This window comes from Pseudomonas sp. 58(2021) (genome assembly GCF_017491585.1).
Taxonomy (GTDB): Bacteria; Pseudomonadota; Gammaproteobacteria; order Pseudomonadales; family Pseudomonadaceae; genus Aquipseudomonas; species Aquipseudomonas fluorescens_BT.
On record NZ_JAFGYZ010000001.1, the window covers coordinates 143,550 to 168,585 of the forward strand.

General features: G+C 60.7%; 23 protein-coding genes. 15 read left to right on the forward strand and 8 right to left on the reverse strand.

The features are described 5' to 3' along the window. Positions 1-116: 116 nt before the first annotated feature. The 3 genes from dgcA to J5M72_RS00635 form a co-directional block, all read right to left on the reverse strand. Positions 117-2,177, reverse strand: coding sequence for a dimethylglycine demethylation protein DgcA (gene dgcA, locus J5M72_RS00625; protein ID WP_007959780.1), 2,061 nt, complete (start codon positions 2,175-2,177; stop codon positions 117-119). A gap of 15 nt (positions 2,178-2,192) precedes the next feature. After that, positions 2,193-2,723 carry a DUF5943 domain-containing protein gene (locus J5M72_RS00630; protein WP_007926354.1) on the reverse strand — a complete coding sequence of 177 codons (531 nt, stop codon included), beginning with the start codon at positions 2,721-2,723 and terminating at the stop codon, positions 2,193-2,195. A gap of 75 nt (positions 2,724-2,798) precedes the next feature. Continuing rightward, complete coding sequence (locus J5M72_RS00635) at positions 2,799-3,776, reverse strand: dipeptidase (protein WP_007959776.1); 978 nt, start codon at positions 3,774-3,776, stop codon at positions 2,799-2,801. 234 nt (positions 3,777-4,010) lie between these two features. On the opposite strand from J5M72_RS00635, the gene J5M72_RS00640 reads away from it, so the two are divergent. From J5M72_RS00640 to J5M72_RS00655, 4 genes are all read left to right on the forward strand, one after another. Continuing rightward, positions 4,011-4,412 (forward strand): lysozyme inhibitor LprI family protein, encoded by a 402-nt coding sequence (locus tag J5M72_RS00640; RefSeq protein WP_207863752.1) that lies wholly within the window; start codon positions 4,011-4,013, stop codon positions 4,410-4,412. Positions 4,413-4,625: 213 nt separating this feature from the next. After that, positions 4,626-4,880 (forward strand): type II toxin-antitoxin system RelE/ParE family toxin, encoded by a 255-nt coding sequence (locus tag J5M72_RS00645; protein ID WP_169432231.1) that lies wholly within the window; start codon positions 4,626-4,628, stop codon positions 4,878-4,880. Beyond that, complete coding sequence (locus J5M72_RS00650; RefSeq protein WP_169432232.1) at positions 4,864-5,187, forward strand: helix-turn-helix transcriptional regulator; 324 nt, start codon at positions 4,864-4,866, stop codon at positions 5,185-5,187. Before J5M72_RS00645 ends, J5M72_RS00650 begins: the two co-directional genes overlap by 17 nt. A gap of 32 nt (positions 5,188-5,219) precedes the next feature. Continuing rightward, positions 5,220-5,636 (forward strand): DUF3010 family protein, encoded by a 417-nt coding sequence (locus J5M72_RS00655; RefSeq protein WP_207863753.1) that lies wholly within the window; start codon positions 5,220-5,222, stop codon positions 5,634-5,636. Here J5M72_RS00655 and J5M72_RS00660 read toward each other — a convergent pair whose 3' ends face one another. Next, the gene (locus J5M72_RS00660) at positions 5,637-6,809 is read right to left on the reverse strand and encodes a hypothetical protein (protein ID WP_169432234.1); all 1,173 of its coding nucleotides are present in this window, start codon (positions 6,807-6,809) and stop codon (positions 5,637-5,639) included. It abuts the gene before it with no gap. Positions 6,810-6,877: 68 nt separating this feature from the next. Continuing rightward, positions 6,878-7,822: a GlxA family transcriptional regulator gene (locus J5M72_RS00665; RefSeq protein ID WP_169432235.1), complete on the reverse strand. Its 945-nt coding sequence runs from the start codon at positions 7,820-7,822 to the stop codon at positions 6,878-6,880. Positions 7,823-8,014: 192 nt separating this feature from the next. On the opposite strand from J5M72_RS00665, the gene J5M72_RS00670 reads away from it, so the two are divergent. The 6 genes from J5M72_RS00670 (at position 8,015) to J5M72_RS00695 (ending at position 13,581) form a co-directional block, all read left to right on the forward strand. Then, positions 8,015-8,959, forward strand: coding sequence for a choline ABC transporter substrate-binding protein (locus J5M72_RS00670; RefSeq protein ID WP_207863754.1), 945 nt, complete (start codon positions 8,015-8,017; stop codon positions 8,957-8,959). A gap of 118 nt (positions 8,960-9,077) precedes the next feature. After that, a complete protein-coding gene (locus J5M72_RS00675; protein ID WP_011336296.1) occupies positions 9,078-9,965 on the forward strand; it encodes a 3-keto-5-aminohexanoate cleavage protein in 888 nt (295 codons plus the stop codon). 143 nt (positions 9,966-10,108) lie between these two features. Next, a complete protein-coding gene (locus tag J5M72_RS00680; protein WP_007959763.1) occupies positions 10,109-11,074 on the forward strand; it encodes an L-carnitine dehydrogenase in 966 nt (321 codons plus the stop codon). Positions 11,075-11,297: 223 nt separating this feature from the next. Further along, complete coding sequence (locus J5M72_RS00685) at positions 11,298-11,774, forward strand: thioesterase family protein (protein ID WP_064380221.1); 477 nt, start codon at positions 11,298-11,300, stop codon at positions 11,772-11,774. Between the two features lie 24 nt (positions 11,775-11,798). After that, positions 11,799-12,962, forward strand: coding sequence for a gamma-butyrobetaine dioxygenase (locus tag J5M72_RS00690; protein ID WP_207863755.1), 1,164 nt, complete (start codon positions 11,799-11,801; stop codon positions 12,960-12,962). Positions 12,963-13,320: 358 nt separating this feature from the next. Next, the gene (locus tag J5M72_RS00695) at positions 13,321-13,581 is read left to right on the forward strand and encodes a hypothetical protein (RefSeq protein WP_169432239.1); all 261 of its coding nucleotides are present in this window, start codon (positions 13,321-13,323) and stop codon (positions 13,579-13,581) included. A gap of 76 nt (positions 13,582-13,657) precedes the next feature. On the opposite strand, the gene J5M72_RS00700 is transcribed toward J5M72_RS00695, so the two are convergent. Next, positions 13,658-14,761 (reverse strand): GlxA family transcriptional regulator, encoded by a 1,104-nt coding sequence (locus J5M72_RS00700; RefSeq protein ID WP_065260190.1) that lies wholly within the window; start codon positions 14,759-14,761, stop codon positions 13,658-13,660. 444 nt (positions 14,762-15,205) lie between these two features. Continuing rightward, positions 15,206-16,582, reverse strand: coding sequence for an L-serine ammonia-lyase (locus J5M72_RS00705; RefSeq protein ID WP_169432240.1), 1,377 nt, complete (start codon positions 16,580-16,582; stop codon positions 15,206-15,208). A gap of 434 nt (positions 16,583-17,016) precedes the next feature. Here J5M72_RS00705 and J5M72_RS00710 point away from each other — a divergent pair, with 434 nt between their 5' ends. The 3 genes from J5M72_RS00710 to choV all read left to right on the forward strand — a co-directional run bounded on the left by J5M72_RS00710 (position 17,017) and on the right by choV (position 20,051). Continuing rightward, positions 17,017-17,964: a choline ABC transporter substrate-binding protein gene (locus tag J5M72_RS00710; protein WP_169432241.1), complete on the forward strand. Its 948-nt coding sequence runs from the start codon at positions 17,017-17,019 to the stop codon at positions 17,962-17,964. 66 nt (positions 17,965-18,030) lie between these two features. Beyond that, positions 18,031-18,876, forward strand: coding sequence for a choline ABC transporter permease subunit (choW, locus tag J5M72_RS00715; protein ID WP_085709139.1), 846 nt, complete (start codon positions 18,031-18,033; stop codon positions 18,874-18,876). After that, the gene (gene choV / locus J5M72_RS00720; RefSeq protein ID WP_207863756.1) at positions 18,873-20,051 is read left to right on the forward strand and encodes a choline ABC transporter ATP-binding protein; all 1,179 of its coding nucleotides are present in this window, start codon (positions 18,873-18,875) and stop codon (positions 20,049-20,051) included. Before choW ends, choV begins: the two co-directional genes overlap by 4 nt. Before the next feature lie 247 nt (positions 20,052-20,298). Here the strand turns inward: choV and betT are convergent, their stop codons facing one another. After that, a complete protein-coding gene (gene betT, locus J5M72_RS00725) occupies positions 20,299-22,296 on the reverse strand; it encodes a choline BCCT transporter BetT (RefSeq protein ID WP_169432242.1) in 1,998 nt (665 codons plus the stop codon). 425 nt (positions 22,297-22,721) lie between these two features. On the opposite strand from betT, the gene betI reads away from it, so the two are divergent. Together betI and betB are read left to right on the forward strand one after the other, a co-directional pair. Then, positions 22,722-23,315, forward strand: coding sequence for a transcriptional regulator BetI (gene betI / locus J5M72_RS00730; RefSeq protein WP_011336305.1), 594 nt, complete (start codon positions 22,722-22,724; stop codon positions 23,313-23,315). An 88-nt stretch (positions 23,316-23,403) separates the two neighbouring features. Beyond that, a complete protein-coding gene (gene betB / locus J5M72_RS00735; RefSeq protein ID WP_085688619.1) occupies positions 23,404-24,876 on the forward strand; it encodes a betaine-aldehyde dehydrogenase in 1,473 nt (490 codons plus the stop codon). Positions 24,877-25,036: the final 160 nt, after the last annotated feature.

Genomic DNA, 25,036 nt, shown 5'->3' on the forward strand with positions numbered 1-25,036 from the left:
GGCGTGTTCCTGTGGGAGCGAGCTTGCTCGCGAAAGCGCCGGGTCAGTCGATGCAGCGGTGACTGACAGCATGCATTCGCGGGCAAGCCCGCTCCCACAGGGTCATGTGCAAACCTTTAGAAGTCTTTGCACAACCGCAGGGCGTCATAGATCGCAGCGTGGGTATTACGCTGCGCCACGCAGTCACCGATGCGGAACAGCAAGTAACCGTCGCCGTTACTGCTCAACGAAGGTTGCGGCTGGATCGCGAACAGCGCCTCGACATCGATCTGGCCCTTGTTGCGCGAGCCGTCCTTGAGGGCGTAGTAGATTTCTTCATCCGGGCGCACGCCGTTCTCGACGACCACCTGATCCACCACCCGCTCCTCTTTGGCGCCGGTGTATTCGTTCTCCAGCACGGCGACCAGCTTGTCGCCTTCGCGGTAGACCTTCTCCAGCATCATGTCGCCGGTCATGATCACTTCTTTCGGGTACATGCTGCGGTAGTAGGTCGGGAACGACGTACCGCCGATGGCCACGCCCGGCTTGATGTCGTCGGTGACGATCTCGACCTGGCTGCCCTTGTCGGCAAGGAAGTCCGCCACCGACATCCCGGTGAACTCGCAGATGGTGTCGTAGACCAGCACGTTCTTGCCCGGCGCGACCTTGCCGTCGAGCACGTCCCAGCTGCTGACCACCAGCCCTTCGGCGGCGCCCCAGTGTTCGTTCTGTTCCAGGTACGGGTGACCGCCGACCGCCAGCACCACGATGTCCGGACGCAGGTCCATGATGGTGTCGGCATCGGCAGCAGTGCCCAGGCGCAGGTCGACTTTCAGGCGTGCCAGCTCCAGCTGGAACCAGCGGGTGATACCGGCGATCTGGTCGCGCTGCGGCGCTTTCGAAGCCGTAGTGATCTGCCCGCCGATGAATTCTTTCTTCTCGAACAGGGTCACGTCGTGGCCACGTTCGGCCGCCACGCGAGCCGCTTCCATCCCCGCTGGGCCCGCACCGACGATCACCACCTTGCGTTTCGGCCCGGTGGATTTTTCGATGATGTGCGGCACGCCCATGTATTCGCGGGAAGTCGCGGCGTTCTGGATGCACAGCACGTCCAGCCCCTGGTACTGACGGTCGATGCAGTAGTTGGCGCCGACGCATTGTTTGATCTGGTCGATCTGGCCCATCTTGATCTTGGCGATCAGGTGCGGGTCAGCGATGTGGGCGCGGGTCATGCCGACCATGTCGACGTAACCGCCCTCCAGAATCCGCGTGGCCTGGTTCGGGTCCTTGATGTTCTGCGCGTGCAGCACCGGAACCTTGACCACTTCCTTGATCCCGGCCGCCAGGTGCAGGAACGGCTCCGGCGGGTAACTCATGTTCGGAATCACGTTGGCCAGGGTGTTGTGGGTGTCGCAACCCGAGCCGACGACGCCGATGAAATCGAGCATGCCGGTGTCGTCGTAATACTTGGCGATCTGTTTCATGTCTTCGTGGGACAGACCGTCCGGGTGGAACTCGTCACCGCAGATGCGCATGCCGACGCAGAAGTCGTCACCGACTTCGGCGCGTACGGCTTTCAGGACTTCCAGACCGAACTTCATCCGGCCTTCGAAGGTGCCGCCCCATTCGTCGGTACGCTTGTTGACGCGCGGGCTCCAGAACTGGTCGATCATGTGCTGATGCACGGCCGACAGTTCGACGCCGTCCAGACCACCGGCCTTGGCGCGGCGCGCGGCTTGCGCGTAGTTGCCGATCACCCGCCAGATTTCTTCCGGCTCGATGGTCTTGCAGGTAGCGCGGTGCACCGGTTCGCGGATGCCCGACGGCGACATCAGGGTCGGCCAGTGGAAACCGTCCCAACGGGAGCGACGGCCCATGTGGGTAATCTGGATCATGATCTTGGCGCCATGCTTGTGCATGGCGTCGGCGAGATTCTGGAAGTGCGGGATGATCCGGTCGGTGGACAGGTTCACCGAACTCCACCATTGCTGCGGGCTGTCGATCGCCACCACGGACGAACCGCCACAGATCGCCAGGCCGATGCCGCCCTTGGCTTTCTCTTCGTAATATTTGACGTACCGTTCGGTGGTCATGCCGCCGTCGGTCGCGTAGACCTCGGCGTGCGCGGTGCTGAGCACGCGGTTGCGGATGGTCAGTTTGCCAATTTGAATTGGCTGGAACATTGCTTCGAAAGCCATGGCGGGTTCCTCGACTTACAACGGCTTGACGGTGAACAGGCCGTCGTCGTGGCCTTCTTCGGAGCCACCGTAGACCTGCTCGGCCACGGTGCGGATCTTGCTGCCGCGAGCGGCGAGGATCTGATCCATGGCCCCGGCAAACCAGCCGGTGAACATGTAGTCGACCTTGCGCCCGACCTTGCCGTAGACGTAGACGAATGCGGAGTGTTCGAGCTTGACGCTGGCAGTGCCTTTGTCGAGGTCGATGTCCTGGATCTTGAACAGGCCCCAGCCGCGCTGCGACAGACGCTTCATGTAGTGTTCGAACACCGCTACGCCTTCCAGGCCATGGCACTCGGCTTCTTTTTCACACCAGTGCCAGGCGGACTTGTAGCCGGCCTTGTAGAGGATTTCGGCATAGGCGTCGGCGCCCAGCACTTCCTCGATGCCCATGTGGTTGTTGACGAAGAAATGCCGCGGCACGTACAGCATCGGCAGGGCGTCGGAGGTCCAGACACCGGTCTCGCTGTCGACTTCGATTGGCAATTGCGGGGCGATCTTGGCCATGGAAACTTAACTCCAGAAAAATTTTGGTGTTGCCCCCGGCGCGGACGGCCGGGGGAAAGTATTCAGAGAAGCGGCTTACTCGCCCCAGACGTCCTTGAGGACGTTCACCCAGTTTTCACCCATGATCTTGCGCACGACCCGTTCGGAGTGGCCACGCTTGAGCAGGGTTTCGGTCAGGTTCGGGAACTCGCCGACGGTGCGGATGCCCAGCGGGTTGATGATCTTGCCGAAGTTGGTCAGACGGCGGGCGTAGCCCTTGTCGTGGGTCAGGTATTCGAAGAAGTCCTGACCGTGCCCCTGGGTGAAGTCGGTGCCGATGCCGATGGCGTCTTCGCCGACGATGTTCATGGTGTATTCGATGGCTTCGGCGTAGTCGTCGATGGTCGAATCGATGCCCTTGGCCAGGAACGGCGCGAACATGGTCACGCCGACGAAACCGCCATGGTCAGCGATGAACTTAAGCTCTTCGTCGGACTTGTTGCGCGGGTGTTCTTTCAGCCCCGATGGCAGGCAGTGGGAATAGCAGACCGGTTTTTTCGATTCGAGGATGACTTCTTCGGAAGTCTTGGAGCCGACGTGGGACAGGTCGCACATGACGCCGACACGGTTCATCTCGGCGACGATCTCGCGACCGAAGCCCGACAGGCCGCCGTCACGTTCGTAGCAACCGGTGCCCACCAGGTTCTGGGTGTTGTAGCACATCTGCACGATGCCGACGCCGAGCTGCTTGAACACTTCGACGTAGCCGATCTGGTCTTCAAACGCGTGGGCGTTCTGGAAGCCGAAGAGGATGCCGGTCTTGCCCTGCTCCTTGGCCTTGCGGATGTCGGCAGTGGTGCGTACGGGGATCACCAGGTCACTGTTCTCGCGGATCAGTTTCTGGCTGGCGGCGATGTTGTTGACCGTGGCCTGAAAGCCCTCCCACACCGACACAGTGCAGTTGGCCGCCGTCAGACCGCCCTTGCGCATGTCTTCGAACAGCTCGCGGTTCCATTTGGCAATGATCAGACCGTCGATAACGATGCTGTCGGCGTGTAATTCGGCTGGGCTCATCAGGCGTCCCCTTATTGGCGATTCATGCGCCGAATCGTCTGCCGGCGCTTTGGGGCCAGCATATGCCTCGGTGCGCGACCAGCCGGGTGCAAAAACGACAGGGGAATTGCCGAAAGCGTCAATCCGCGACAAAGGGTCGCCAACCGGTCCGACCAGCCACCTGTTCAAGCCCGCGAGCTTGAGCCAGAATCTTGCGCATCTTGGATACACCACTGGATTAGAGCGGCGACAACCATGAAATCGATCTTCCTGGCCCTGGCACTGATTGCGACCGGCGTACACGCCGCCGAAGAGTCCGACAACAACCCGTGCGACGCGGTGGAAAACGACATCCAGACCCTGGAATGCTCGGTCTACAGCCGCACCACCGCCGAGGACCTGCTCAAGGACAACTACGCCAGCCTGAACGAGCGCATGCAGACGACCTACGGCAAGAACCCGGCGCAACTGGCCGACATCACCGCCAAAATCAAGGCCGCCCAGCAACAATGGCTGAAAACCCGCGACGCCGACTGCGCCGTCGAAGCCTTCCCGGCGACGGACGGCAGCAAGGCGTTCAAGATTGCGCAGAACGATTGCGTGGCGCGGATGAGTGACGAGCGGTCGGAGTTTTTGGAGTCGATTGGGCAGGAGTAATCGATTATTGACTGAAGAAAGCTGGAAGTATTTTTCAGCTTTCTGATGCAAAAGAACCTTTTCCCACAAAACGTTCAGATCTGCCCCACATCACCTGTCCGAAGCCGCTGTTCTAGAGGCTTTGCGCGCAACATGCCGTCAAATGTTGTTTATTGGCCACCTGAAAAATATAAGCAAAGATTCGCAAATCTTATAAAAGACTTATATTCTGCCATGAACAGCATCCACTGGACTCGAAAGGCCGTTAAGCAACTCCTGAAATTGCATTCCGCTCATCAGTGTCAGGTCAGAGATGCCATCACGGTGCTTGCTGACATGCCTGATGTGGGCAATGTGAAAGCACTGGTTGGTCATGACTACGCTTATCGGCTGCGTGTCGGTAATTACCGAGTCATGTTCGACTGGGATGGCGCGATCAAAGTGGTCAGTATTCAAGAGGTAAAAAAACGCGATGAACGCACTTACTGACATCCAAATCATCAATGATTCCGAGGGTAAACCCGCTTTCGTAGTCATTCCGTATGCGCAATATGTGGCGCAGAAAATGGAGCCTGACCTGATTCCCCATGAGGTGGTCAGTCGCATTGTCGACGGGGCAACTCCGATCAGGGCCTGGCGCGAACATCTCAACCTGACCCAGGAAGAAGTGGCGAAACGCATGGGTATTTCGCAGCCGGCTTTTGCCCAACAGGAAACCGTTGCAAAGCCGCGCAAGGCCACTCGCGAGAAGATTGCAGCGGCATTTGGCATCACCGCCAACCAGCTTGAGCTGTAAGCTGCACCTCTTCAGCCAATCAAGGGATTCACATGAACATCTGCGGTATCGAAATCAAAGGCAGTGAAGCGATCATCGCCGTGGCGTCCCTCGACGGTTCGGTGCTGAGCCATGTGGCGCTGAGCACCAAAAAAATCGCTTTGGAGGATAACGACGAGGCGGCCAACGTCAAACTGTTCGCCGCTCAGGTGGCGTCATTCGTACGCGAGAACTCCATCGATCGCATCGCGATCAAGAAGCGCAGCAAAAAGGGTGAGTTTGCCGGTGGGCCGACCACGTTCAAGATCGAGGGCGTGTTTCAGCTGCTGGACGGTTGCGAGGTGACGCTGCTGTCGCCGCAGACGATCAACGCCCAGGCCAAGAAGCACAACTTCGAACTGCCGGGCACGCTGAACAAGTATCAGCATGAAGCCTACAAGGCTGCGTGCTCGGCATTGGTGAAGAAATAACTAGCGCGCCTTGCGCGCGCTCAGCCAGTCACCGAAGGACTTGTCCTCCAGTGCGTAGCCTCCACGGCTCGACTTCCACACCAGCTCCTTGTCGCGCAGGGCATCGATGCAGGCCTGAATGGTCTGGGTGCCCGGCACCACGTCGCTGCCCATGTTCTCCAGTGCCTTGCCGACTGCCATGAGCGTGCTGTCAGTGAACGGAGCAAAAGGCTCGTTGTTCTGTGAGCGCTCCACCATCACCTCCAGCACGGCGCGCTGAGGGATGGTCAGAGCGTTCCAGGCGCTCTCGAACTCGGTCCACACGCCTGCGCGCAACAATTCGGCTCGGCTGTGCAGCAGCTGCCCCAGATTGCTGGCCTCGCCCAGCTCCAGTGCCACTTCACCAATGATGGTGCGCAACATTTCCGGGCGCCGCCCCACCAACTCGAAGGCCTCATCGATATCGGCAGCGCTGAACTGATTGGTCTCGGCCAGATGGGCGTTGAGGTGCAAGGTGTACGCTTGGGTGAACTCTTTCCCCAGCAATGGAAAGGGCGTGATGCTGGAGCCGAAGAACGGTTGGCTCTTGCCCAGCACCAGGTGCGCGAGTTTGTCGCGATTGGAACCGGTGAACACCAGGTGCAAACCGCTGCCCTCACCTTCACGTCCCTGGTTGAGCTGATCCCGCGCTGCCTTCAGGGCAAACATCGCGTTGATGCCGGCGGCGGTGGTGAGTGCGTGCTGGGCCTCATCGATTACCAGCACTACGGATTTTTCCGCGGCACTGTGGAGCAGTTCCAGCGCTTGTGTCAGGGTCGCGCCGGCCGGCAGTTGCGGCTTGGTGAAATCCCAGGACAAGGTGCGCAGAAAGCTGAGTTTTTCGATGCCGATATTCTTCGCCAGTTTGCGGATGCCCTTTTCAAAGGGGACCAACGCGCCTGCAATGGCACTGGCGATCAAGTCAGCAGGGTCTTTTTCCTTGTCGGCCCACAGGTCGACATAAACCGTCAGCCAGCCACGGGCCTGGCATTCCGGAATCAGGTCCTCGCGCAAAAAGGTACTTTTGCCCGTGCGACGCGGCGCTGCCAGAAAAAGGCCGGAGGTGAAATCCTGCAGACCTGCACCCACCAGACCATCGGCAACGCTGCGGGCCAGAGCGGGACGGCGAAAAACGAAGCCATTGTTTCTGGACATGGTTTTACACTCAATTATTCAAACGACTGTAATTTATACCTGAAAGTATAATTAACTATAATCGTCCGTCAAACGGTCTCCCGTCGCCGGTCCTCCCGTGGACACCGGGCAAACTTCGCCCGGTAGCTGCGGGTGAAATACGACGGTGATTCAAACCCGCAGGCGATGCTCACTTCGAGCACGCTCATGTCGGTCTGGCGCAACAGCTGCCGGGCTTTCTCCAGCCGCAAGCGCAGATAGAAATTGCTCGGCGTGTCGTTCAGGTGCAGGCGAAACAGGCGCTCAAGTTGCCGGCGGGTCACCTTGATCGATTCCGCCAGTTCCAGCGTGGTCAGCGGTGGTTCGCTGTGCTGCTCCATCTCGCCGATCACATGCACCAGCTTCTTGTTGCTGATGCCGTAGCGCGTGGCGACTTCCATGCGCTGGTGGTCTTTGCGCGGACGAATTCGCCCCAATACGAACTGCTCGCTGACCTGGATCGCCAGTTGCGGGCCGTGGGCCTGGGCGATCAGGTCGAGCATCAAGTCGATGGAAGCAGTGCCGCCGGCAGACGTGATGCGCCGACGGTCGATCTCGAACAGCTCCTGGGTGACGCTGAGCTGTGGATAAGATTCCTTGAAGGCGTCGATGGCCTCCCAGTGCAGAGTCAGGCGATGACCATCGAGCAGGCCCGCCTCGGCAAGGACGAAGCTGCCGGTGTCGATGGCGCCGAGGGTCACGCCTTCGTTGTCCAGCCGTCGCAGCCAGTGCTCCAGCGCCGGGGTAGCGAACTTCAGCGGTTCGAACCCGGCGATCACCAGCAGCGTCGCCCCTTTCTTCAGCGGTTCCAGCGCCGCATCGGCGTTGACCGACATTCCATTACTCGCCAGCACCGCTCCACCATCGGCGCTCAAGACGTGCCAGCGGTACAGCTCGCCGCGAAAGCGGTTGGCCACCCGCAGCGGTTCGATCGCAGAGATGAAACCGATGGCGGAAAAACCCGGCATCAACAGAAAGTAGAAATCCTGGGACATGGCGCGCACTCGGTTAGCGGGTAGCGTGCAACGTTGATACGCCAGTTGTCGGCGGCATTCAAGAGCACAGGTCGCTGCAGTGCAAGAGCTGGTCGCCGCAGTGCGTTTTTACAGGGGCATAGCTGCGTAATTTGGCATCACCGGCACGACAGATGCCGGAACCCACAATAACGACCTGCCGAGGAACCCGACATGAAACGACTGATCAGCAGCTGTGTTCTCGCACTCAGTGGTACCGCGTTTTTAAGCGCCAGTGTCATGGCGGCCGAACCTGCCTCGTGCCAGAACGTGCGCATGGGCGTCGTGAACTGGACCGACGTGATCGCCACCAGCGCCATGGCCCAGGTTCTGCTCGACGGCCTCGGCTACAGCACCAAACAGACCAGCGCCTCTCAGCAAATCGTCTTCGCCGGCATCCGCGACCAGCGTCTGGACCTGTTCCTCGGCTACTGGAACCCGCTGATGACCCAGACCATCACCCCGTTCGTCGATGCCAACCAGGTCAAGGTGCTTGAAGCACCGAGCCTCAAGGACGCCCGCGCCACCCTCGCCGTGCCGACCTATCTGGCGGACAAGGGCCTGAAAACCTTCGCCGACATCGCCAAATTCGAGAAAGAACTCGGCGGCAAGATCTACGGCATCGAGCCAGGCTCGGGCGCCAACACCCAGATCAAGGCGATGATCGCCAAGAATCAATTTGGCCTCGGCAAGTTCCAGCTCGTGGAATCCAGCGAGGCCGGCATGCTCGCCGCCGTTGATCGCGCCGTGCGCCGCAAGGAGGCCGTGGTGTTCTTCGGCTGGGCGCCGCACCCGATGAACGTCAACGTGCAGATGACCTATCTGACCGGCAGCGACGACGCCCTCGGCCCGAACGAAGGCATGGCCACCGTGTGGACCGTCACCGCGCCTAAATACGCCGAACAATGCCCGAACGTCAGCCGCCTGCTGAGCAACCTGACGTTCACCGCCGAAGACGAGAGCCGGATGATGCAGCCGCTGCTCGATCACAAGGACGCTTTCGAATCGGCCAAACAATGGCTCAAAGATCACCCGCAGGACAAACAGCGCTGGCTCGAAGGCGTGACCACCTTCGATGGCAAACCGGCGGCTGAAAACCTCCAGCTCACCAGCAAATAAACCTCGATTTAAAAGCCCCTCACCCTAGCCCTCTCCCGGAGGGAGAGGGAACTGACCGACGTTTCGCAGCCCGCCAAGGGCTGCGAACAGACCCATCACGCCTGAAGGAAAACGCACCATGAACCACGACGTCATCATCACCTGCGCACTCACCGGTGCTGGCGACACGACCGCCAAGAGCCCTCACGTGCCGGTCACCCCGAAACAGATCGCCGCTGCTGCAGTAGAAGCGGCCAAGGCCGGCGCCACGGTCGTGCACTGCCACGTCCGTGACCCGCAGACCGGCAAGTTCAGCCGCGACGTGGCGCTGTACCGCGAAGTCATGGAGCGCATCCGCGAAGCCGACGTCGACATCATCGTCAACCTCACCGCCGGCATGGGTGGCGACCTGGAAATCGGCCCGGGCGAGAACCCGATGGAGTTCGGCCCGAACACTGATCTGGTCGGCCCGCTGACCCGCCTGGCCCACGTCGAAGAACTGCTGCCGGAAATCTGCACCCTGGATTGCGGCACCCTGAACTTCGGCGACGGCGACACCATTTACGTCTCCACCCCGGCCCAACTGCGGGCTGGTGCCAAGCGCATCACCGAGCTGGGCGTGAAGGCGGAGCTGGAGATTTTCGACACCGGTCACCTGTGGTTCGCCAAACAGATGATCAAGGAAGGCCTGCTCGACAATCCGCTGTTCCAGCTGTGCCTGGGCATCCCGTGGGGCGCCCCGGCCGACACCACCACCATGAAAGCCATGGTCGACAACCTGCCCGCCGATGCGGTGTGGGCCGGGTTCGGCATCGGCCGGATGCAGATGCCGATGGCCGCGCAAGCGGTGCTGCTCGGCGGCAACGTGCGGGTCGGTCTGGAAGACAACCTGTGGCTGGACAAAGGCGTGCTGGCGACCAATGGCCAACTGGTCGAACGCGCCAGCGAAATCCTCAGCCGCCTCGGCGCCCGCGTGCTGACCCCGGCTGAAGGCCGCAAGAAGATGGGCCTGACCCAGCGCGGCTAATTCGAATTCACCTCTGATCCTGTGGGAGCGGGCTTGCTCGCGAAGAGGCTGGTACATCCGAAGCATCTTCATCAGCAGTGCCGCCGCATTCGCGAGCAAGCCCGCTCACACAGGGAATCACCGAATTTTCCTAGGAAATCACCATGAGCTTTATCACCGAAATCAAAACCTTCGCAGCACTGGGCAGCGGCGTCATCGGCAGCGGCTGGGTCGCCCGCGCCCTCGCCCATGGCCTCGACGTGGTGGCCTGGGACCCGGCGCCGGGTGCCGAAGCGGCGTTGCGCAAACGCGTGGCCAATGCCTGGGGCGCGCTGGAGAAAAACGGTCTGGCGCCGGGTGCTTCGCAAGATCGCTTGCGGTTTGTCGCGACCATTGAAGAGTGCGTGCGCGATGCGGACTTCATCCAGGAAAGCGCCCCGGAACGCCTCGAACTGAAACTGGAGCTGCACAGCAAGATCAGCGCAGCGGCCAAGCCCAATGCCCTGATCGGTTCCAGCACTTCCGGCCTGTTGCCAAGCGAGTTCTACGAGAGCTCGACCCATCCGGAACGTTGCGTGGTCGGTCACCCGTTCAACCCGGTCTACCTGCTGCCGCTGGTGGAAGTGGTCGGCGGCAAGAACACCGCGCCGGAAGCGGTTCAAGCGGCGATGAAAGTCTACGAATCCCTCGGCATGCGCCCGCTGCATGTGCGCAAGGAAGTGCCGGGCTTCATCGCCGACCGCCTGCTCGAAGCGCTGTGGCGCGAGGCGCTGCACCTGGTCAACGACGGTGTGGCGACCACCGGAGAGATCGATGATGCGATCCGCTTTGGTGCCGGTCTGCGCTGGTCGTTCATGGGCACGTTCTTGACTTACACCCTGGCCGGTGGCGATGCCGGCATGCGTCACTTCATGTCGCAGTTCGGCCCGGCGTTGCAGTTGCCGTGGACGTACCTGCCGGCACCGGAACTGACCGACAAGTTGATCGACGATGTGGTGGATGGCACCAGCGATCAACTGGGCCGACACAGTATTTCGGCGCTGGAGCGCTATCGTGATGATTGCTTGCTGGCGGTGCTTGAGGCGGTGAAGACCACCAAAGAAAAGCACGGGATGAGTTTCAGCGAGTGATGTGTCTGGCTTGAAACCGCAGCCCTCACCCTAACCCTCTCCCTGAGGGAGAGGGGACTGACCGAGTTGTGCTTTCGAGTTACGCCGACCTGAAATACCGAGCCGAACTCAGGCTTTGAAAAGCCCCCGATCTGCTCCCTTTCCCCCTCTCCCCTATGGGGAGAGGGCTGGGGTGAGGGGTGGCTTTTGATTTTGACGACCAACCTTCTGCCGGAACCCGACCATGCCCACCCTCACCACCTACCAAACCCGCATCATCCCCGACTGGGTCGATTACAACGGCCACCTGCGCGACGCCTTCTATCTGCTGATTTTCAGCTACGCCACCGACGCCCTGATGGATCGCCTCGGCATGGACAGCAACAACCGCGAAGCCAGCGGTCACTCGTTGTTCACCCTCGAACTGCACCTCAACTACCTGCACGAAGTGAAGCTCGACGCCGAAGTCGAAGTGCGCACGCAGATCATCGGTCACGACCAGAAACGCCTGCACCTCTATCACAGCCTGCACCTGGCCGGCGGCGACAAGGAGCTGGCCGGTAACGAACAGATGCTGCTGCACGTCGACCTCGCCGGGCCACGTTCCGCACCGTTCACCCCGGACACCCTGGGCCGTCTGCAAGCCATCGTCGCCGAGCAGGCCGACCTGCCCGCCCCTGCTTACATCGGCCGGGTCATCGCCCTGCCCCCAGCCCGGTAAATCCATCCATCGCAAGGAGCCGCCATGCAAACCGCCGCTGCTGTTGCCGATTTCCGTACCTTTCCGTTGATCAGCGCGCTGAACGGCGTGCAGAGCCTGGCGGATCGCGTCTTGATTGAATGGGCCGACGGGCGTGTCAGCCCGTTCCACCACGTGTGGCTACGCGACAACTGTCCGTGTCCGCACTGCGTCTACAGCGTCACCCGCGAGCAAGTGTTCGAGATCGTCGATGCGGCTCCCGACCTGTCGCCCTCCGCCGCGCATATCGACACCGATGGCTGCCTGCGTATCGACTGGCAGGACGGCCACCTCAGCCGCTTCGATGCCGGATGGCTGCGGGCCCACGCCTACGACGACGAATCCCGCGCCGAACGCCTCGCCGCCAGGCCGAAACCCTTCCTGTGGCGCAGCGATTTGCAGTTGCCGGTGTTCGACTATGCAGCCCTGATGAACGACAACGCCGCACTGCTGCAATGGTTGCTGGCGGTACGCGACATCGGCTTGACCCAGGTGCGCGGCGTACCCACCGAACCCGGCTCGCTGAAGCTGATCGCCCAGCGCATTTCGTTCATCCGCGAGAGCAACTTTGGCGTGCTGTTCAACGTGCAATCCAAGGCCGATGCCGACAGCAATGCCTACACCGCTTTCAACCTGCCATTGCACACGGATCTGCCGACCCGCGAGCTGCAACCGGGGCTGCAATTTCTGCATTGCCTGGTGAACGACGCCGAGGGTGGCGAGAGCATTTTCGTCGACGGTTTTGCGATTGCCGAAGCGTTGCGCCAGGAGGATCCCGCGTCGTTTCAGGCGCTGTGCGAGATCCCGGTGGAGTTTCGCAACAAGGACCGCCACAGCGACTACCGCTGCCTCGCGCCGATCATCGCTCTGGATGCCTTGGGCCGGGTTGCGGAAATCCGCATGGCCAATTTTCTGCGCGGCGCGTTCGACACGTCAGTGGCGCAAATGCCCCTGCTGTATCGCGCTTACCGGCGCTTCATCGCCATGACCCGCGAACCACGTTTCCGGCTGATGCAGCGGCTCAATCCGGGCGAGTTGTGGTGCTTCGACAACCGCCGCACCCTGCATGCGCGCAATGCGTTCGACCCGTCCACCGGGGCCCGGCACTTTCAAGGCTGCTACATCGATCGGGATGAATTGCTGTCGCGGATTCTGGTGTTGCAACGCTAAACCGCGTCATCGTTCATCGCCAGCAGGCTGGCTCCCACAAAGAGCGCATTTCAATGTGGGAGCCAGTCTGCTGGCGATGAATGCACCTCGATTTACCTGACACACAGGCAAAAAAAACCCCGATACAAGCCGTGACAGGATCGGGGCGAGGGTACTGTTGAGGAGCTGCCGTGCCGAGGGTGACCAAACCTTCGTGAAGCGAGCTGAGGCCAGTGTGCCCACTCCCCGGTACCACGAGTTAGCCGAAAACGACCTGTTCATAGCCGTCGCGGCCACTGCGACAAATCGCCCTTGCCGTGCCTGTGCAGGCCTACCAGAATCGAGTCACGACCTCCGTTGCCGAAGAAGGATTCGCGTCATGATGTATGCCGATTTGATCGATCAGGAAGACCTGTTGGGCCAGCTCAAGTCGTTGGGATTCGAAGTGCCGTCGGGCTCAACTGCCCTGCAGGCCTGCGAGTGCGCGGTGCGGGGTCTGGACGATGTGCGGGCCAACACGCTGCGCACCATGGTCAAGCAGATGTACACCAGCAGCGCGAGCATTCAGCCGACCGTGCGCGAAGCCATCGACAAGCAGTTGCTGCCGGCCCTGGCGCAGTATCAGCAAACCCGCGCCTGACATCTGACCGAAAAAAGATCGCAGCCTGCGACAGTGCCTTTCCTGAAGGCGCTGTCGCAGGCTGCGATCTTTCGTTTCAGAGACGTACGCTGGCGAAGGTCGACTCGTTGCGCGCCTGGCTCAGCGCCGACATCGGCCCGGACAGCGGCGACATCACGATGGCCTGCGGCAGCGGCAGCATCGCCACCTGCTGGGTGGTGTTGGAACCGACGCGCTCGTCACGCGGTGGAATGCCGAAATATTCGCGGTAGCACTTGGAGAAGTGCGGCGTCGACACGAAGCCGCAGACCGACGCCACTTCGATGATCGACATCGGCGTCTGTTTGAGCAGTTGCCGGGCACGGATCAGGCGCAGCTTGAGGTAGTAGCGCGACGGCGAGCAATGCAGGTATTTCTGGAACAGGCGCTCGAGCTGGCGACGGGACACGGCGACGTACACCGCCAGTTCGTCGAGGTCGATCGGCTCTTCCAGGTTGGCTTCCATCAGCGCGACGATTTCCTGCAGCTTCGGCTGGTTGGTGCCGAGCATGTGCTTGAGCGGCACACGCTGGTGATCCTGTTCGTTGCGGATGCGTTCGTAGACAAACATCTCGGAGATCGCGGCGGACAGTTCACGGCCGTGATCGCGGCTGATCAGGTGCAGCATCATGTCCAGCGGCGCGGTGCCCCCGGAGCTGGTGAAACGGTTGCGGTCGAGGGTGAACAGACGGGTGCTCATCGCCACGCGAGGGAAAGCTTCCTGCATCGCCGCCAGACATTCCCAGTGCACGCTGCAATCGAAGCCATCGAGCAGGCCGGCGCAGGCCAGGGCCCAACTGCCGGTGCACACGGCACCGAGGCGACGGGACTGGCGCGCCTGGCTTTGCAGCCACGAGACATGTTCACGGGTAACGGTGCGTTGAATACCGATCCCGCCGCACACGATGATGGTGTCGAGGGCCGGGGCTTTGTGCATGGAGGCGTCGGGAGTGATCTGCAGACCGTCACTGGCCCAGACCTGACCACCGTCGACGGTGAGGGTCGTCCAGCGATACAGCTCGCGACCGGACAACTGGTTGGCCATGCGCAGTGGTTCGACTGCGGAAGCCAGGGAAATCAGCGTGAAATTGTCCAGCAGCAGAAAGCCGATGGATTGAGGCGCACGGTTCTGGGGTTGAGCCCCGGAGTTGAACGACGTCATCGCGGTATCTCCTCACACAAAGCGGGTGATGGCCTCAGGCGGAGGCTCTTGTTATTGCCATCGTTCTCTTGCGTGAGACGGGCTTTGTTATGACAGAGCAATTGCCATGCCTAAAATTGAATGGCCGTTCAATAACTCCTGAAAACGACGTCGCGACGTGTCTACACAAGCGCTCCGATGAGAGCTGATTCGAAGTGCCATCAGCGGCGGTGAAAGCCCTGCCCCGGCGTGCGTGAGCAGATCGGTAGCACTTGTGGGAACAGGGCTGCGGCGGATTGTCCTACAGTGTCACCGCTGGCACAGGTGACGGACGGTAGCACCTGTGAATCAGGCGCTGTACGTGGGAAAGACTCTTATCTGATTGCGACGCGCCAAAAGGTGGCGCGTTTTATTGTCGATGCTCACTTGGTGCGCAGTTTTGACTGGTCTGGTGCTATCGGGAAATCAGCACTCCACCGCGCTGACCGCCAACCCGCCGCGCGAAGTCTCTTTATATTTGTCATGCATGTCGGCACCGGTATCTCGCATGGTACGAATCACCCGATCCAGCGAGATAAAGTGCTGGCCATCGCCGCGCAAGGCCATCTGCGCCGCGTTGATCGCCTTCACCGCCGCAATCGCGTTGCGCTCGATACACGGTACCTGGACCAGGCCACCCACCGGATCGCAGGTCAGACCGAGGTTGTGCTCCAGACCGATTTCCGCTGCGTTGCACAATTGCTCCGGGCTCGCGCCGAGGATTTCCGCCAGCCCCGCTGCTGCCATTGCGCAGGCCGAACCGACCTCCCCCTGGCAACCGACTTCGGCGCCGGAGATCGAGGCGTTCTTCTTGCACAGAATCCCCACGGCCGCCGCCCCGAGGAAATAGTCGACTACGTTGGCGTCGGTCACCGCTTCGCTGAATTTCATGAAGTAGTGCAGCACCGCCGGAATGATCCCGGCCGCGCCGTTGGTCGGCGCCGTGACCATGCGCCCGCCGGCAGCGTTTTCTTCATTTACCGCCAGGGCGAACAGGTTGACCCACTCCATGGCGCTGAGGGTCGAGCCGATCACATTGGGCTTGTTCAGTTCCTGCAGACTGCGGTGCAGTTTCGCCGCACGCCGGCGCACGTTGAGTCCGCCGGGCAGAATGCCTTCGTGCCTCAGACCCTGCTCGACGCAATCCTGCATCGCCCGCCAGAGCTTCATCAGCCCGGCGCGGATTTCCTCTTCGCTGCGCCAGACTTTCTCGTTGGCCATCATCAGCTCGGCGACGCGCAGGTTGTTCTGCTTGCACAGCTCCAGCAGTTCGACCGCGCTGGAAAAGTCATAAGGCAATTCGGTGCGATCCAGATCCACCACACCGCTGGACGCCTGTGCCTCATCGACGACAAAACCGCCGCCGACCGAATAGTAGGTGTCGCGATGAATCTCGCCGTGATCGCCTTCGGCGACCAGGGTCATGGCGTTGGGATGGAATGGCAGGTTCTCGTCGATCAGGCGCATGTCGCGGGCCCATATAAAAGGCACCGACAAACGACCATCGAGCAAAAGGGTGTGGGTTTCACGCAGGGCCTGGATCCGCGGGCCGATCTGCGACGGATCGATCGCGTCCGGCCACTCGCCCATCAGGCCCATGATCACCGCGTTGTCGCTGCCGTGACCGACACCGGTGGCCGACAGCGAACCGAACAGTTGCACTTCGACCCGGCGCACTTGCTCCAGCAGGAATTTGTCGCGCAACGACTCGACGAACAGCGCCGCGGCGCGCATCGGCCCGACGGTGTGAGAACTGGAGGGACCAATGCCGATTTTGAACAGGTCGAAAACGCTGATAGCCATTGATGCAGAGCTCCTGAGAGTGCCGGTCCGGGGCGTGAAGCGCCCGCTGGCGGAGCTGCTACGCTCTAGCTGCGATCCGCCGGAATGCCCGCATCATCAGGCTTTTCCCGGGTCGTCCGGCGTCTGACACCGACGCACTCATGCCCACGAACGCCGTGCCGGTTTTCGCCCGTGTTTTCGCCGTTTTTATGCGGTTCAGATGGCCAAACGGGGCTGAAAAAAGCTGTAAACGACGTCACCGACACTGGATGCGACCATCCCTGTACTGGATACGACGCACCCTGTAGGCGTCAGATTTTCACTGGTACATGATCGTATCGACTCGATTGCAAGGCGCCGTGACAGAGCTGTCTCCAGAACGCCATCCAACCGCAACCTATAAGTGCGGTGGTCCAGTCGGAACACTGCCAAAAAAAACACCAAGGAGTCCATCCATGAAAGGTTCCCCATCGTTGTTGTTGGCCGCCATGCTGAGTCTGCCGTTACTGGCTCAAGCCGCAGAACCGGCGCAGTGCAGTACCGTTAACTTCTCCGATGTCGGCTGGACCGACATCACCGCAACAACCGCGACCACCAGCGTGGTGCTCGACGCCCTCGGCTACAAGACCAAGACCACCATGATCTCCGTGCCCGTGACCTACAAGTCGCTGGCCGACGGCAAGAACATGGACGTGTTCCTCGGCAACTGGATGCCGACCATGGAAAACGACATCAAGGCCTACCGCGACGCCGGCACCGTGGAAGTCGTGCGCACCAACCTCAAGGGCGCCAAATACACCCTCGCCGTGCCGCAGGCGCTGTACGACAAGGGCCTGCATGACTTCGCCGACATCGCCAAATTCAAGAAAGAGCTCGACGGCAAGATCTACGGCATCGAGCCAGGCAACGACGGCAACCGCCTGATCCAGAGCATGATCGACAAGAACGCCTTCGGCCTGAAAGACGCCGGCTTCAAGGTCGTCGAATCCTCCGAGGCGGGCATGCTCTCGCAGGTCGACCGCGCGCAGAAGCGCGACACCGCCGTGGTCTTCCTCGGCTGGGCACCGCACCCGATGAACAAGCGCTTCAAGATTCAATACCTGACCGGCGGCGACGACTTCTTCGGCCCGGATTTCGGCGCCGCTACTGTCGCGACCAACACCCGCAAGGGCTACGTCGAGGAATGCAGCAACGTCGGTCAGTTGCTGAAAAATCTGGAGTTCACCGTCGACATGGAAAGCACCCTGATGGGCAACATCCTCGACGACAAGATGAAGCCTGACGCGGCCGCCAAGGCCTGGCTGAAAAAGAATCCACAGGTGCTCGATACCTGGCTCGCTGGCGTGACCACCATTGACGGTAAACCTGGCCTGGAGGCCGTGAAAGCCAAGCTCGCGCAGTAATCGCTTATGCCGGGCGGGTCAGTCCCGCCCGGGCTGTTATTTCCTTGCATGCGGACGTTCACTACCATGCTGATTGATCAGAAAATCCCTTTAGGCCAGTACATCGCGGGCTTCGTTGAATGGTTGACGCAACACGGCGCCAGCACCTTCGACGCAATCGCCGTGACCCTGGAAACGATGATCCACGGCGTGACGTTTGCGCTGACCTGGTTCAACCCGCTGGTGTTGATCGGCCTCATCGCTCTGCTCGCGCACTTCATTCAACGCAAATGGGGCCTCACCGCCTTTGTGATCGCCTCCTTTCTGCTGATCCTCAACCTGGGGTACTGGCAGGAAACCATGGAAACCCTCGCCCAGGTCATGTTCGCGACCCTGGTCTGCGTGGTCATCGGCGTGCCGCTGGGCATCGTCGCCGCGCACAAACCGATGTTCTACACTTTGATGAGGCCGGTGCTCGATCTGATGCAGACCGTACCGACCTTCGTTTACCTCATTCCTACCCTGACCCTCTTCGGGCTGGGCGTGGTTCCGGGCCTGATCTCCACGGTGGTGTTCGCCATCGCTGCGCCGATCCGCCTGACCTACCTGGGCATCCGCGATGTCCCGGAAGAACTGATGGACGCCGGCAAGGCCTTCGGCTGCTCGCGTCGCCAACTGCTTTCACGGATCGAACTGCCCCACGCCATGCCGAGCATCGCAGCCGGCATCACCCAGTGCATCATGCTGTCGCTGTCGATGGTGGTGATCGCGGCACTGGTGGGCGCCGACGGACTCGGCAAACCGGTGGTCAACGCACTGAACACTGCTGATATCGCTCTGGGCTTCGAAGCGGGCCTGGCGATCGTACTGCTGGCGATCATGCTCGACCGTATCTGCAAACAACCCGACGCCAAAGTAGGGGGTGACGCATGAGCATAATCCGCTTCGATAACGTAGACGTTATCTTCGCCAAGGATCCACGCGAGGCACTCAAGCTGCTGGATCAGGGCATGACCCGCAACGAGATCCTGAAAAAGACCGGACAGATTGTCGGCGTTGAAAAAGCCAGCCTGGACATCGAGAAAGGTGAAATCTGTGTACTGATGGGTTTGTCCGGCTCCGGCAAATCCAGCCTGCTGCGCTGCATCAACGGCCTCAACACCGTAAGCCGCGGCAAGCTGTTCGTCGAGCACGAAGGCAAGCAGATCGACATCGCTTCCTGCAGCCCGGCCGAACTGAAAATGATGCGCACCAAGCGCATCGCCATGGTGTTCCAGAAGTTCGCCCTGATGCCTTGGCTGACCGTTCGCGAGAACATCAGCTTCGGTCTGGAAATGCAGGGTCGTCCCGAAAAAGAACGCCGCAAACTGGTGGACGACAAGCTTGAGCTGGTGGGCCTGACCCAGTGGCGCAACAAGAAACCCAACGAGCTGTCCGGCGGCATGCAGCAGCGTGTGGGCCTGGCCCGCGCACTGGCGATGGACGCCGACATTCTGCTGATGGACGAACCCTTCTCGGCCCTTGATCCGCTGATCCGTCAGGGTCTGCAGGATGAACTGCTGGAGCTGCAACGCAAGCTGAGCAAGACCATCGTGTTCGTGAGCCACGACCTCGACGAGGCGCTCAAACTGGGTAGCCGCATCGCGATCATGAAAGACGGCCGGATCATCCAGTACAGCGTGCCGGAAGAGATCGTGCTCAACCCTGCGGACGACTACGTGCGCACCTTCGTTGCCCACACCAATCCGCTGAACGTACTCTGCGGTCGCAGCCTGATGCGCACCCTGGACAACTGCAAACGCATCAACGGTTCGGTGTGCCTGGACCCGGGTGGCGACTCGTGGCTGGACCTGGCCGAGGGCAACACCATCAAGGGTGCACGGCAGAACGGTTCGGTGCTGAATCTGCAGAACTGGGCACCGGGGCAAGCCGTGGAAGGGCTGGAGCGTAAACCGACGCTGGTGGACTCGAACATCGGCATGCGCGACGCGTTGCAGATCCGTTACCAGACCGGCAACAAACTGGTGCTGCACGACAACAACCATGTGGTGGGGATTCTTGGGGACAGCGAGCTGTATCACGCGCTGCTCGGGAAGAACCTGGGGTAAGGCGGGATAAAAAAAAGGGATCGCGGTGAGCGATCCCTTTTTTTTGGGTCAGGAAAAGCCCCCTCACCCTAACCCTCTCCCAGAGGGAGAGGGAACTGATTGGGGGATGCTGCAGATATACGTCGACCTGATCTTGCTTCACCGAATCCATAATCGACTCGATTTTTCAGGTCGATGTACAACGCAAGACACCTCGGTCGGCTCCCTCTCCCCCCGGGAGAGGGCGGGGGTGAGGGAGCTTTTGACTTTAGCTATACACCCGGCCAAGGAGCTGCCGATGGCTTTCAAACTGATCGAGCACATCGCGTGTGATCTGATCCTGTGTGAAGCCCATCAGGTCGTAATCCTGGCTGCCGTTGTGCAGATACACCTCGGCGCGGTAGTAACGCTGGCGCGCTTCATCGGACTGAGCCGACTCGGTCGGGGTCGCCAGATAGCCGTCCAGGCTCACTTCGTAGACGAAAGGGTTGCCCTCTTCCATCTCGACGCGCACGCCCATGCAACGCTTGGATTTACCCAGCAGCGTCTGCACTTCCAGACCCTGAATACGCAGCTGGGCAGCCGCATCGTCCAGCGCCGGGGTAACGTGTTTGTCCATGAAGCGTTGCACCACCGACTGGCTCGGTTGCAGATCCAGTTGAGTCAGACGCTCGCTGAAACCACGACGACCGCGTTCCGCCAGTTGCGCTTGCTCCTGTTCGATCTGCATGTCCTGGCGCATCGCCTTGTGCAGGCCGAACATGAAGCACACCAGCACCACCGAGAACGGCAGACCGGCCAGCACCACCATGGTCTGCATGGCTTCGAAGTTACCGGCGAACAGCAGGCCGATGGTCACCAGAGTGATTACGACCGACCAGAAGATACGCAGCCAGTGCGGCGCATCTTCGTCAACGGTGCCCCCCTTGCAGGAAAGGTTGGCCATCATCACCGCGCCGGAGTCGGCGGGGGTCAGGAACAGCACGAAACCTACGAAAATCGAAACACCGATGACGACTTTCGACGCCGGGTAGTGTTCCAGCAACTGATAGATCGCCATCGACGGCTGTTCCAGCGCCGTCTTGCCGAGTTCCACCGCACCGTGGTTCATCACCAGATCCAGTGCCGAGTTACCGAAGATCGACAGCCACGCCAGGGTGAAGCCCAGCGGAATCAGCAGCACGCCGGCCACCAGCTCACGCACGGTACGACCACGGGAAATCCGCGCGATGAACATGCCTACGAATGGGGCCCAGGAAATCCACCAGGCCCAGTAGAACAGAGTCCACAGACCCAGCCAGCGGTCGGACTTGGCACTGTCGCCTTCATAGACGTACAAGTCGAAGGTCTTCATGACCACGCCGTTGAGGTAGTCGCCGATGTTCTGTACGAAGCCGTTGAGCAGGTGCAGGGTCGGGCCAAACAGCAGCACGAAAATCAGCAGGCCGCTGAACAGAATGATGTTGAGGTTGGACAGACGACGGATGCCGTTTTCCACACCGGACACGGCGGCGATGGTCGCCACGGTGCTCATCACGATGATCACGATCAGCAGGTTGGTGTTGCTGTGCTCCATGCCGAACAGGTTTTCCAGGCCCGAGGACACTTGCAGCGAGCCAATCCCCAGGTTGGTCACCAGACCCAGCAGCGTCACGAACATGCCGAAGCCGTCCACCGCATGACCGGCAGCGCCCTTGACCCAACGCTCGCCCACCAGCGGGTACAGCGCCGAACGCAGAGCCAGCGGCTGGTTATGACGGTAAGCAAAATAGGCCACGGCCAGACCGACCAGTGCGTAGATCGCCCAGCCATGCAGGCCCCAGTGCAGGAAGGTCAGCTGAACAGCCTGACGTGCCGCCATGTTGGTAGCGGACGCGCCTTCCGGCGGATTGAAGTAGTGATCCAGCGGCTCGGAGGCGCCGAAGTACAGCAGCGAAATACCGATACCCGACGAGAACAGCATCCCCGCCCAGGCGCCGTAACTGAAATCAGGGGTGTCGTCCTTGCTGCCCAGTTTGAGTTTGCCGTAGGAGGAAAACGCCAGGCCCACCACAAATACCAGGTAAGCGGCGATCACCACCATGTAGTACCAGCCGAAGCTGCGGGACAACCAGGCCTGAGCCACTCCCAGCATTCTGCCGGCCTCTTGCGGGGCGATGATCAGAATGGCGGTCAACAACAGAATCAGCGCGGTAGAGGTGTAGAACACCCAACCGTTGACCGTCACCTTCTCGGGCGGGGTCTTTATAAGCGAGGCAGAACTCATGGCACAAATGCTCCAGGCAGTGCGAGAGAAGAACACAAGGCAACACGGAACCCGACCAATCGGTTAGTTGGCAGCCGACCGGCGGGTGATATAAAGACACCCCGAAAAAAGCCCGAACCTGCAGAGATGGCACCGCGAATCGCCGTCGTGGCCGAGGCATGGACGTTCATCCGAAACCTGGCCTTGAGCGTCTTGCCCATTCAACACGTCCATCGAACGTCGAACCGCGCCTTGCCCCGCGCAGGTTTCGAGCATTTTCGGATGTCGGTTTATCGCCACTTACTCGTAGGAAAAAGCTGTAGGCAGCGACGATTTGTCGCAGATCTTATTCTTTGTTGATTGAACGTTCAATCAAAACAAAATAGACTGGCCCTCAATCCGATAGGCGTTTGTCGTCCGTCGGAAGGCCTAAGGAGATGTGCAAGATGCCCAAGGTCGGTATGCAACCCATCCGCCGCCAACAACTGATCGAAGCCACTTTGCAGGCTGTCGATCAGGTCGGAATGGGGGACGCCAGCATTGCGCTGATCGCCCGTCTGGCCGGTGTCTCGAATGGCATCATCAGTCACTATTTTCAGGACAAGAACGGCCTGATTGCCGCCACGATGCGGTATCTGATGAGCGTCCTCAGCGAGAACGTCACCGCGCGCCGTCAGGCGCTGGCAGACAGCAGCCCCCGGGCGCATCTGCAGGTGATCATCGAAGGCAACTTCGACGCCAGCCAGGTCAATGGCCCGGCAATGAAAACCTGGCTGGCCTTCTGGGCCACCAGCATGCACCAGCCGTCTTTGCACAGGTTGCAGCGGATCAACGATCACCGTCTGTATTCCAACCTGTGCTGCGAGTTCCGCCGTGTGTTGCCGCTCGAAGATGCGCGCACCGCTGCCCGTGGACTGGCAGCTCTGATCGACGGCTTGTGGTTGCGCGGCGCCCTGTCGGGAGACGCTTTCGACACCGCGCAGGCGCAACAGATCGCTTACGAATACATGGATTTCCAATTGGCCAAGCAGGTGAGCTAGAGCACAGAGAAAACGCTCGGCCCCTGAACGCCACCGCAGCCTGATCGCGGTGGTCAACGCCAACCACTTATGCACTTGCGAGGACACTATGGCCCGTTTCGAACTGCAAAAACTCTACATCGATGGCGCGTACTCCGACGCCGGCAGCGATGCCACCTTCGAAGCCATCAACCCGGCTAACGGTGAAGTCCTCGCACAAGTGCAACGTGCGACCAAGGAAGACGTCGAGCGTGCTGTAGTCAGCGCCGAAAAGGGCCAGAAGATCTGGGCCGCGATGACCGCCATGGAGCGTTCGCGCATCCTGCGTCGCGCCGTCGACATCCTGCGCGAGCGCAACGATGAACTGGCTGCACTGGAAACCCTGGACACCGGTAAAGCCTTCTCCGAAACCAAATACGTCGACATCGTCACCGGCGCCGACGTGCTGGAATACTACGCAGGCCTGGTACCCGCCATCGAAGGCGAGCAGATCCCGCTGCGTGACACTTCCTTCGTCTACACCCGTCGCGAGCCGCTGGGCGTTGTCGCTGGTATCGGTGCGTGGAACTACCCGATCCAGATCGCGCTGTGGAAATCCGCTCCAGCCCTGGCGGCCGGTAACGCGATGATCTTCAAGCCAAGCGAAGTCACCTCGCTGACCACCCTGAAACTGGCCGAGATCTACACCGAAGCCGGCGTTCCAAACGGCGTGTTCAACGTCCTGACCGGCAGCGGCCGTGAAGTCGGCACCTGGCTGACCGAGCACCCGCGCATCGAGAAAATATCCTTCACCGGCGGCACCGACACCGGCAAGAAGGTCATGGCCAGCGCTTCGGCTTCGTCGCTCAAAGACGTGACCATGGAACTGGGCGGCAAGTCCCCGCTGATCATCTGCGACGACGCCGACCTGGATCGCGCCGCCGACACCGCCATGATGGCCAACTTCTACAGCTCCGGTCAGGTCTGCACCAACGGCACTCGCGTGTTCGTGCCAAGCCACCTGAAAGCCGCTTTCGAAGCCAAGATCGTCGAGCGCGTTGCCCGCATCCGCGTTGGCAACCCGGAAGACGAAAACACCAACTTCGGCCCGCTGGTCAGCTTCGCGCACATGGAAAACGTGCTGGGCTACATCGCCAAGGGTAAAGAAGAAGGTGCCCGCGTTCTGTGCGGCGGCGAGCGCATGACCGACGGCGAATTCGCCAAAGGCGCGTTCGTGGCACCAACCGTGTTCACCGACTGCACCGACGACATGACCATCGTTCGTGAAGAAATCTTCGGCCCGGTGATGGCGATCCTGACCTACGAAACCGAAGAAGAAGTGATCCGCCGCGCCAACGACACCGACTTCGGCCTGGCCGCCGGTATCGTCACCCGCGACCTGAACCGCGCTCACCGCGTGATTCACCAACTGGAAGCCGGTATCTGCTGGATCAACGCTTGGGGCGAGTCCGACGCAAAAATGCCGGTTGGCGGTTACAAGCAGTCGGGTGTCGGTCGTGAGAACGGCATCAGCTCGCTGAACAACTTCACTCGCATCAAATCGGTACAGGTCGAGCTGGGCGATTACGTCTCGGTGTTCTAAGACCCGAGTCTCGTATTGCCTGCGAGGGCCTCTTCGCGGGCAAGCCCGCTCCCACAGGTTTGGGGTCGTCCTTCAAATCCGTGGCAACTCCCAATCCCTGTGGGAGCTGGCTTGCCAGCGATTCGAGTGCATAGCACTCGCCGAGGCCCGATCTGACCAC

Excerpts from the sequence above, each read along its gene's own strand:
- dgcA (WP_007959780.1), bottom strand. The coding sequence starts at position 2,177 with ATGGCTTTCGAAGCAATGTTCCAGCCAATTCAAATTGGCAAACTGACC.
- J5M72_RS00630 (WP_007926354.1), bottom strand. The coding sequence starts at position 2,723 with ATGGCCAAGATCGCCCCGCAATTGCCAATCGAAGTCGACAGCGAGACC.
- J5M72_RS00635 (WP_007959776.1), bottom strand. The coding sequence starts at position 3,776 with ATGAGCCCAGCCGAATTACACGCCGACAGCATCGTTATCGACGGTCTG.
- J5M72_RS00640 (WP_207863752.1), top strand. The coding sequence starts at position 4,011 with ATGAAATCGATCTTCCTGGCCCTGGCACTGATTGCGACCGGCGTACAC.
- J5M72_RS00645 (WP_169432231.1), top strand. The coding sequence starts at position 4,626 with ATGAACAGCATCCACTGGACTCGAAAGGCCGTTAAGCAACTCCTGAAA.
- J5M72_RS00650 (WP_169432232.1), top strand. The coding sequence starts at position 4,864 with ATGAACGCACTTACTGACATCCAAATCATCAATGATTCCGAGGGTAAA.
- J5M72_RS00655 (WP_207863753.1), top strand. The coding sequence starts at position 5,220 with ATGAACATCTGCGGTATCGAAATCAAAGGCAGTGAAGCGATCATCGCC.
- J5M72_RS00660 (WP_169432234.1), bottom strand. The coding sequence starts at position 6,809 with ATGTCCAGAAACAATGGCTTCGTTTTTCGCCGTCCCGCTCTGGCCCGC.
- J5M72_RS00665 (WP_169432235.1), bottom strand. The coding sequence starts at position 7,822 with ATGTCCCAGGATTTCTACTTTCTGTTGATGCCGGGTTTTTCCGCCATC.
- J5M72_RS00670 (WP_207863754.1), top strand. The coding sequence starts at position 8,015 with ATGAAACGACTGATCAGCAGCTGTGTTCTCGCACTCAGTGGTACCGCG.
- J5M72_RS00675 (WP_011336296.1), top strand. The coding sequence starts at position 9,078 with ATGAACCACGACGTCATCATCACCTGCGCACTCACCGGTGCTGGCGAC.
- J5M72_RS00680 (WP_007959763.1), top strand. The coding sequence starts at position 10,109 with ATGAGCTTTATCACCGAAATCAAAACCTTCGCAGCACTGGGCAGCGGC.
- J5M72_RS00685 (WP_064380221.1), top strand. The coding sequence starts at position 11,298 with ATGCCCACCCTCACCACCTACCAAACCCGCATCATCCCCGACTGGGTC.
- J5M72_RS00690 (WP_207863755.1), top strand. The coding sequence starts at position 11,799 with ATGCAAACCGCCGCTGCTGTTGCCGATTTCCGTACCTTTCCGTTGATC.
- J5M72_RS00695 (WP_169432239.1), top strand. The coding sequence starts at position 13,321 with ATGATGTATGCCGATTTGATCGATCAGGAAGACCTGTTGGGCCAGCTC.
- J5M72_RS00700 (WP_065260190.1), bottom strand. The coding sequence starts at position 14,761 with ATGACGTCGTTCAACTCCGGGGCTCAACCCCAGAACCGTGCGCCTCAA.
- J5M72_RS00705 (WP_169432240.1), bottom strand. The coding sequence starts at position 16,582 with ATGGCTATCAGCGTTTTCGACCTGTTCAAAATCGGCATTGGTCCCTCC.
- J5M72_RS00710 (WP_169432241.1), top strand. The coding sequence starts at position 17,017 with ATGAAAGGTTCCCCATCGTTGTTGTTGGCCGCCATGCTGAGTCTGCCG.
- choW (WP_085709139.1), top strand. The coding sequence starts at position 18,031 with ATGCTGATTGATCAGAAAATCCCTTTAGGCCAGTACATCGCGGGCTTC.
- choV (WP_207863756.1), top strand. The coding sequence starts at position 18,873 with ATGAGCATAATCCGCTTCGATAACGTAGACGTTATCTTCGCCAAGGAT.
- betT (WP_169432242.1), bottom strand. The coding sequence starts at position 22,296 with ATGAGTTCTGCCTCGCTTATAAAGACCCCGCCCGAGAAGGTGACGGTC.
- betI (WP_011336305.1), top strand. The coding sequence starts at position 22,722 with ATGCCCAAGGTCGGTATGCAACCCATCCGCCGCCAACAACTGATCGAA.
- betB (WP_085688619.1), top strand. The coding sequence starts at position 23,404 with ATGGCCCGTTTCGAACTGCAAAAACTCTACATCGATGGCGCGTACTCC.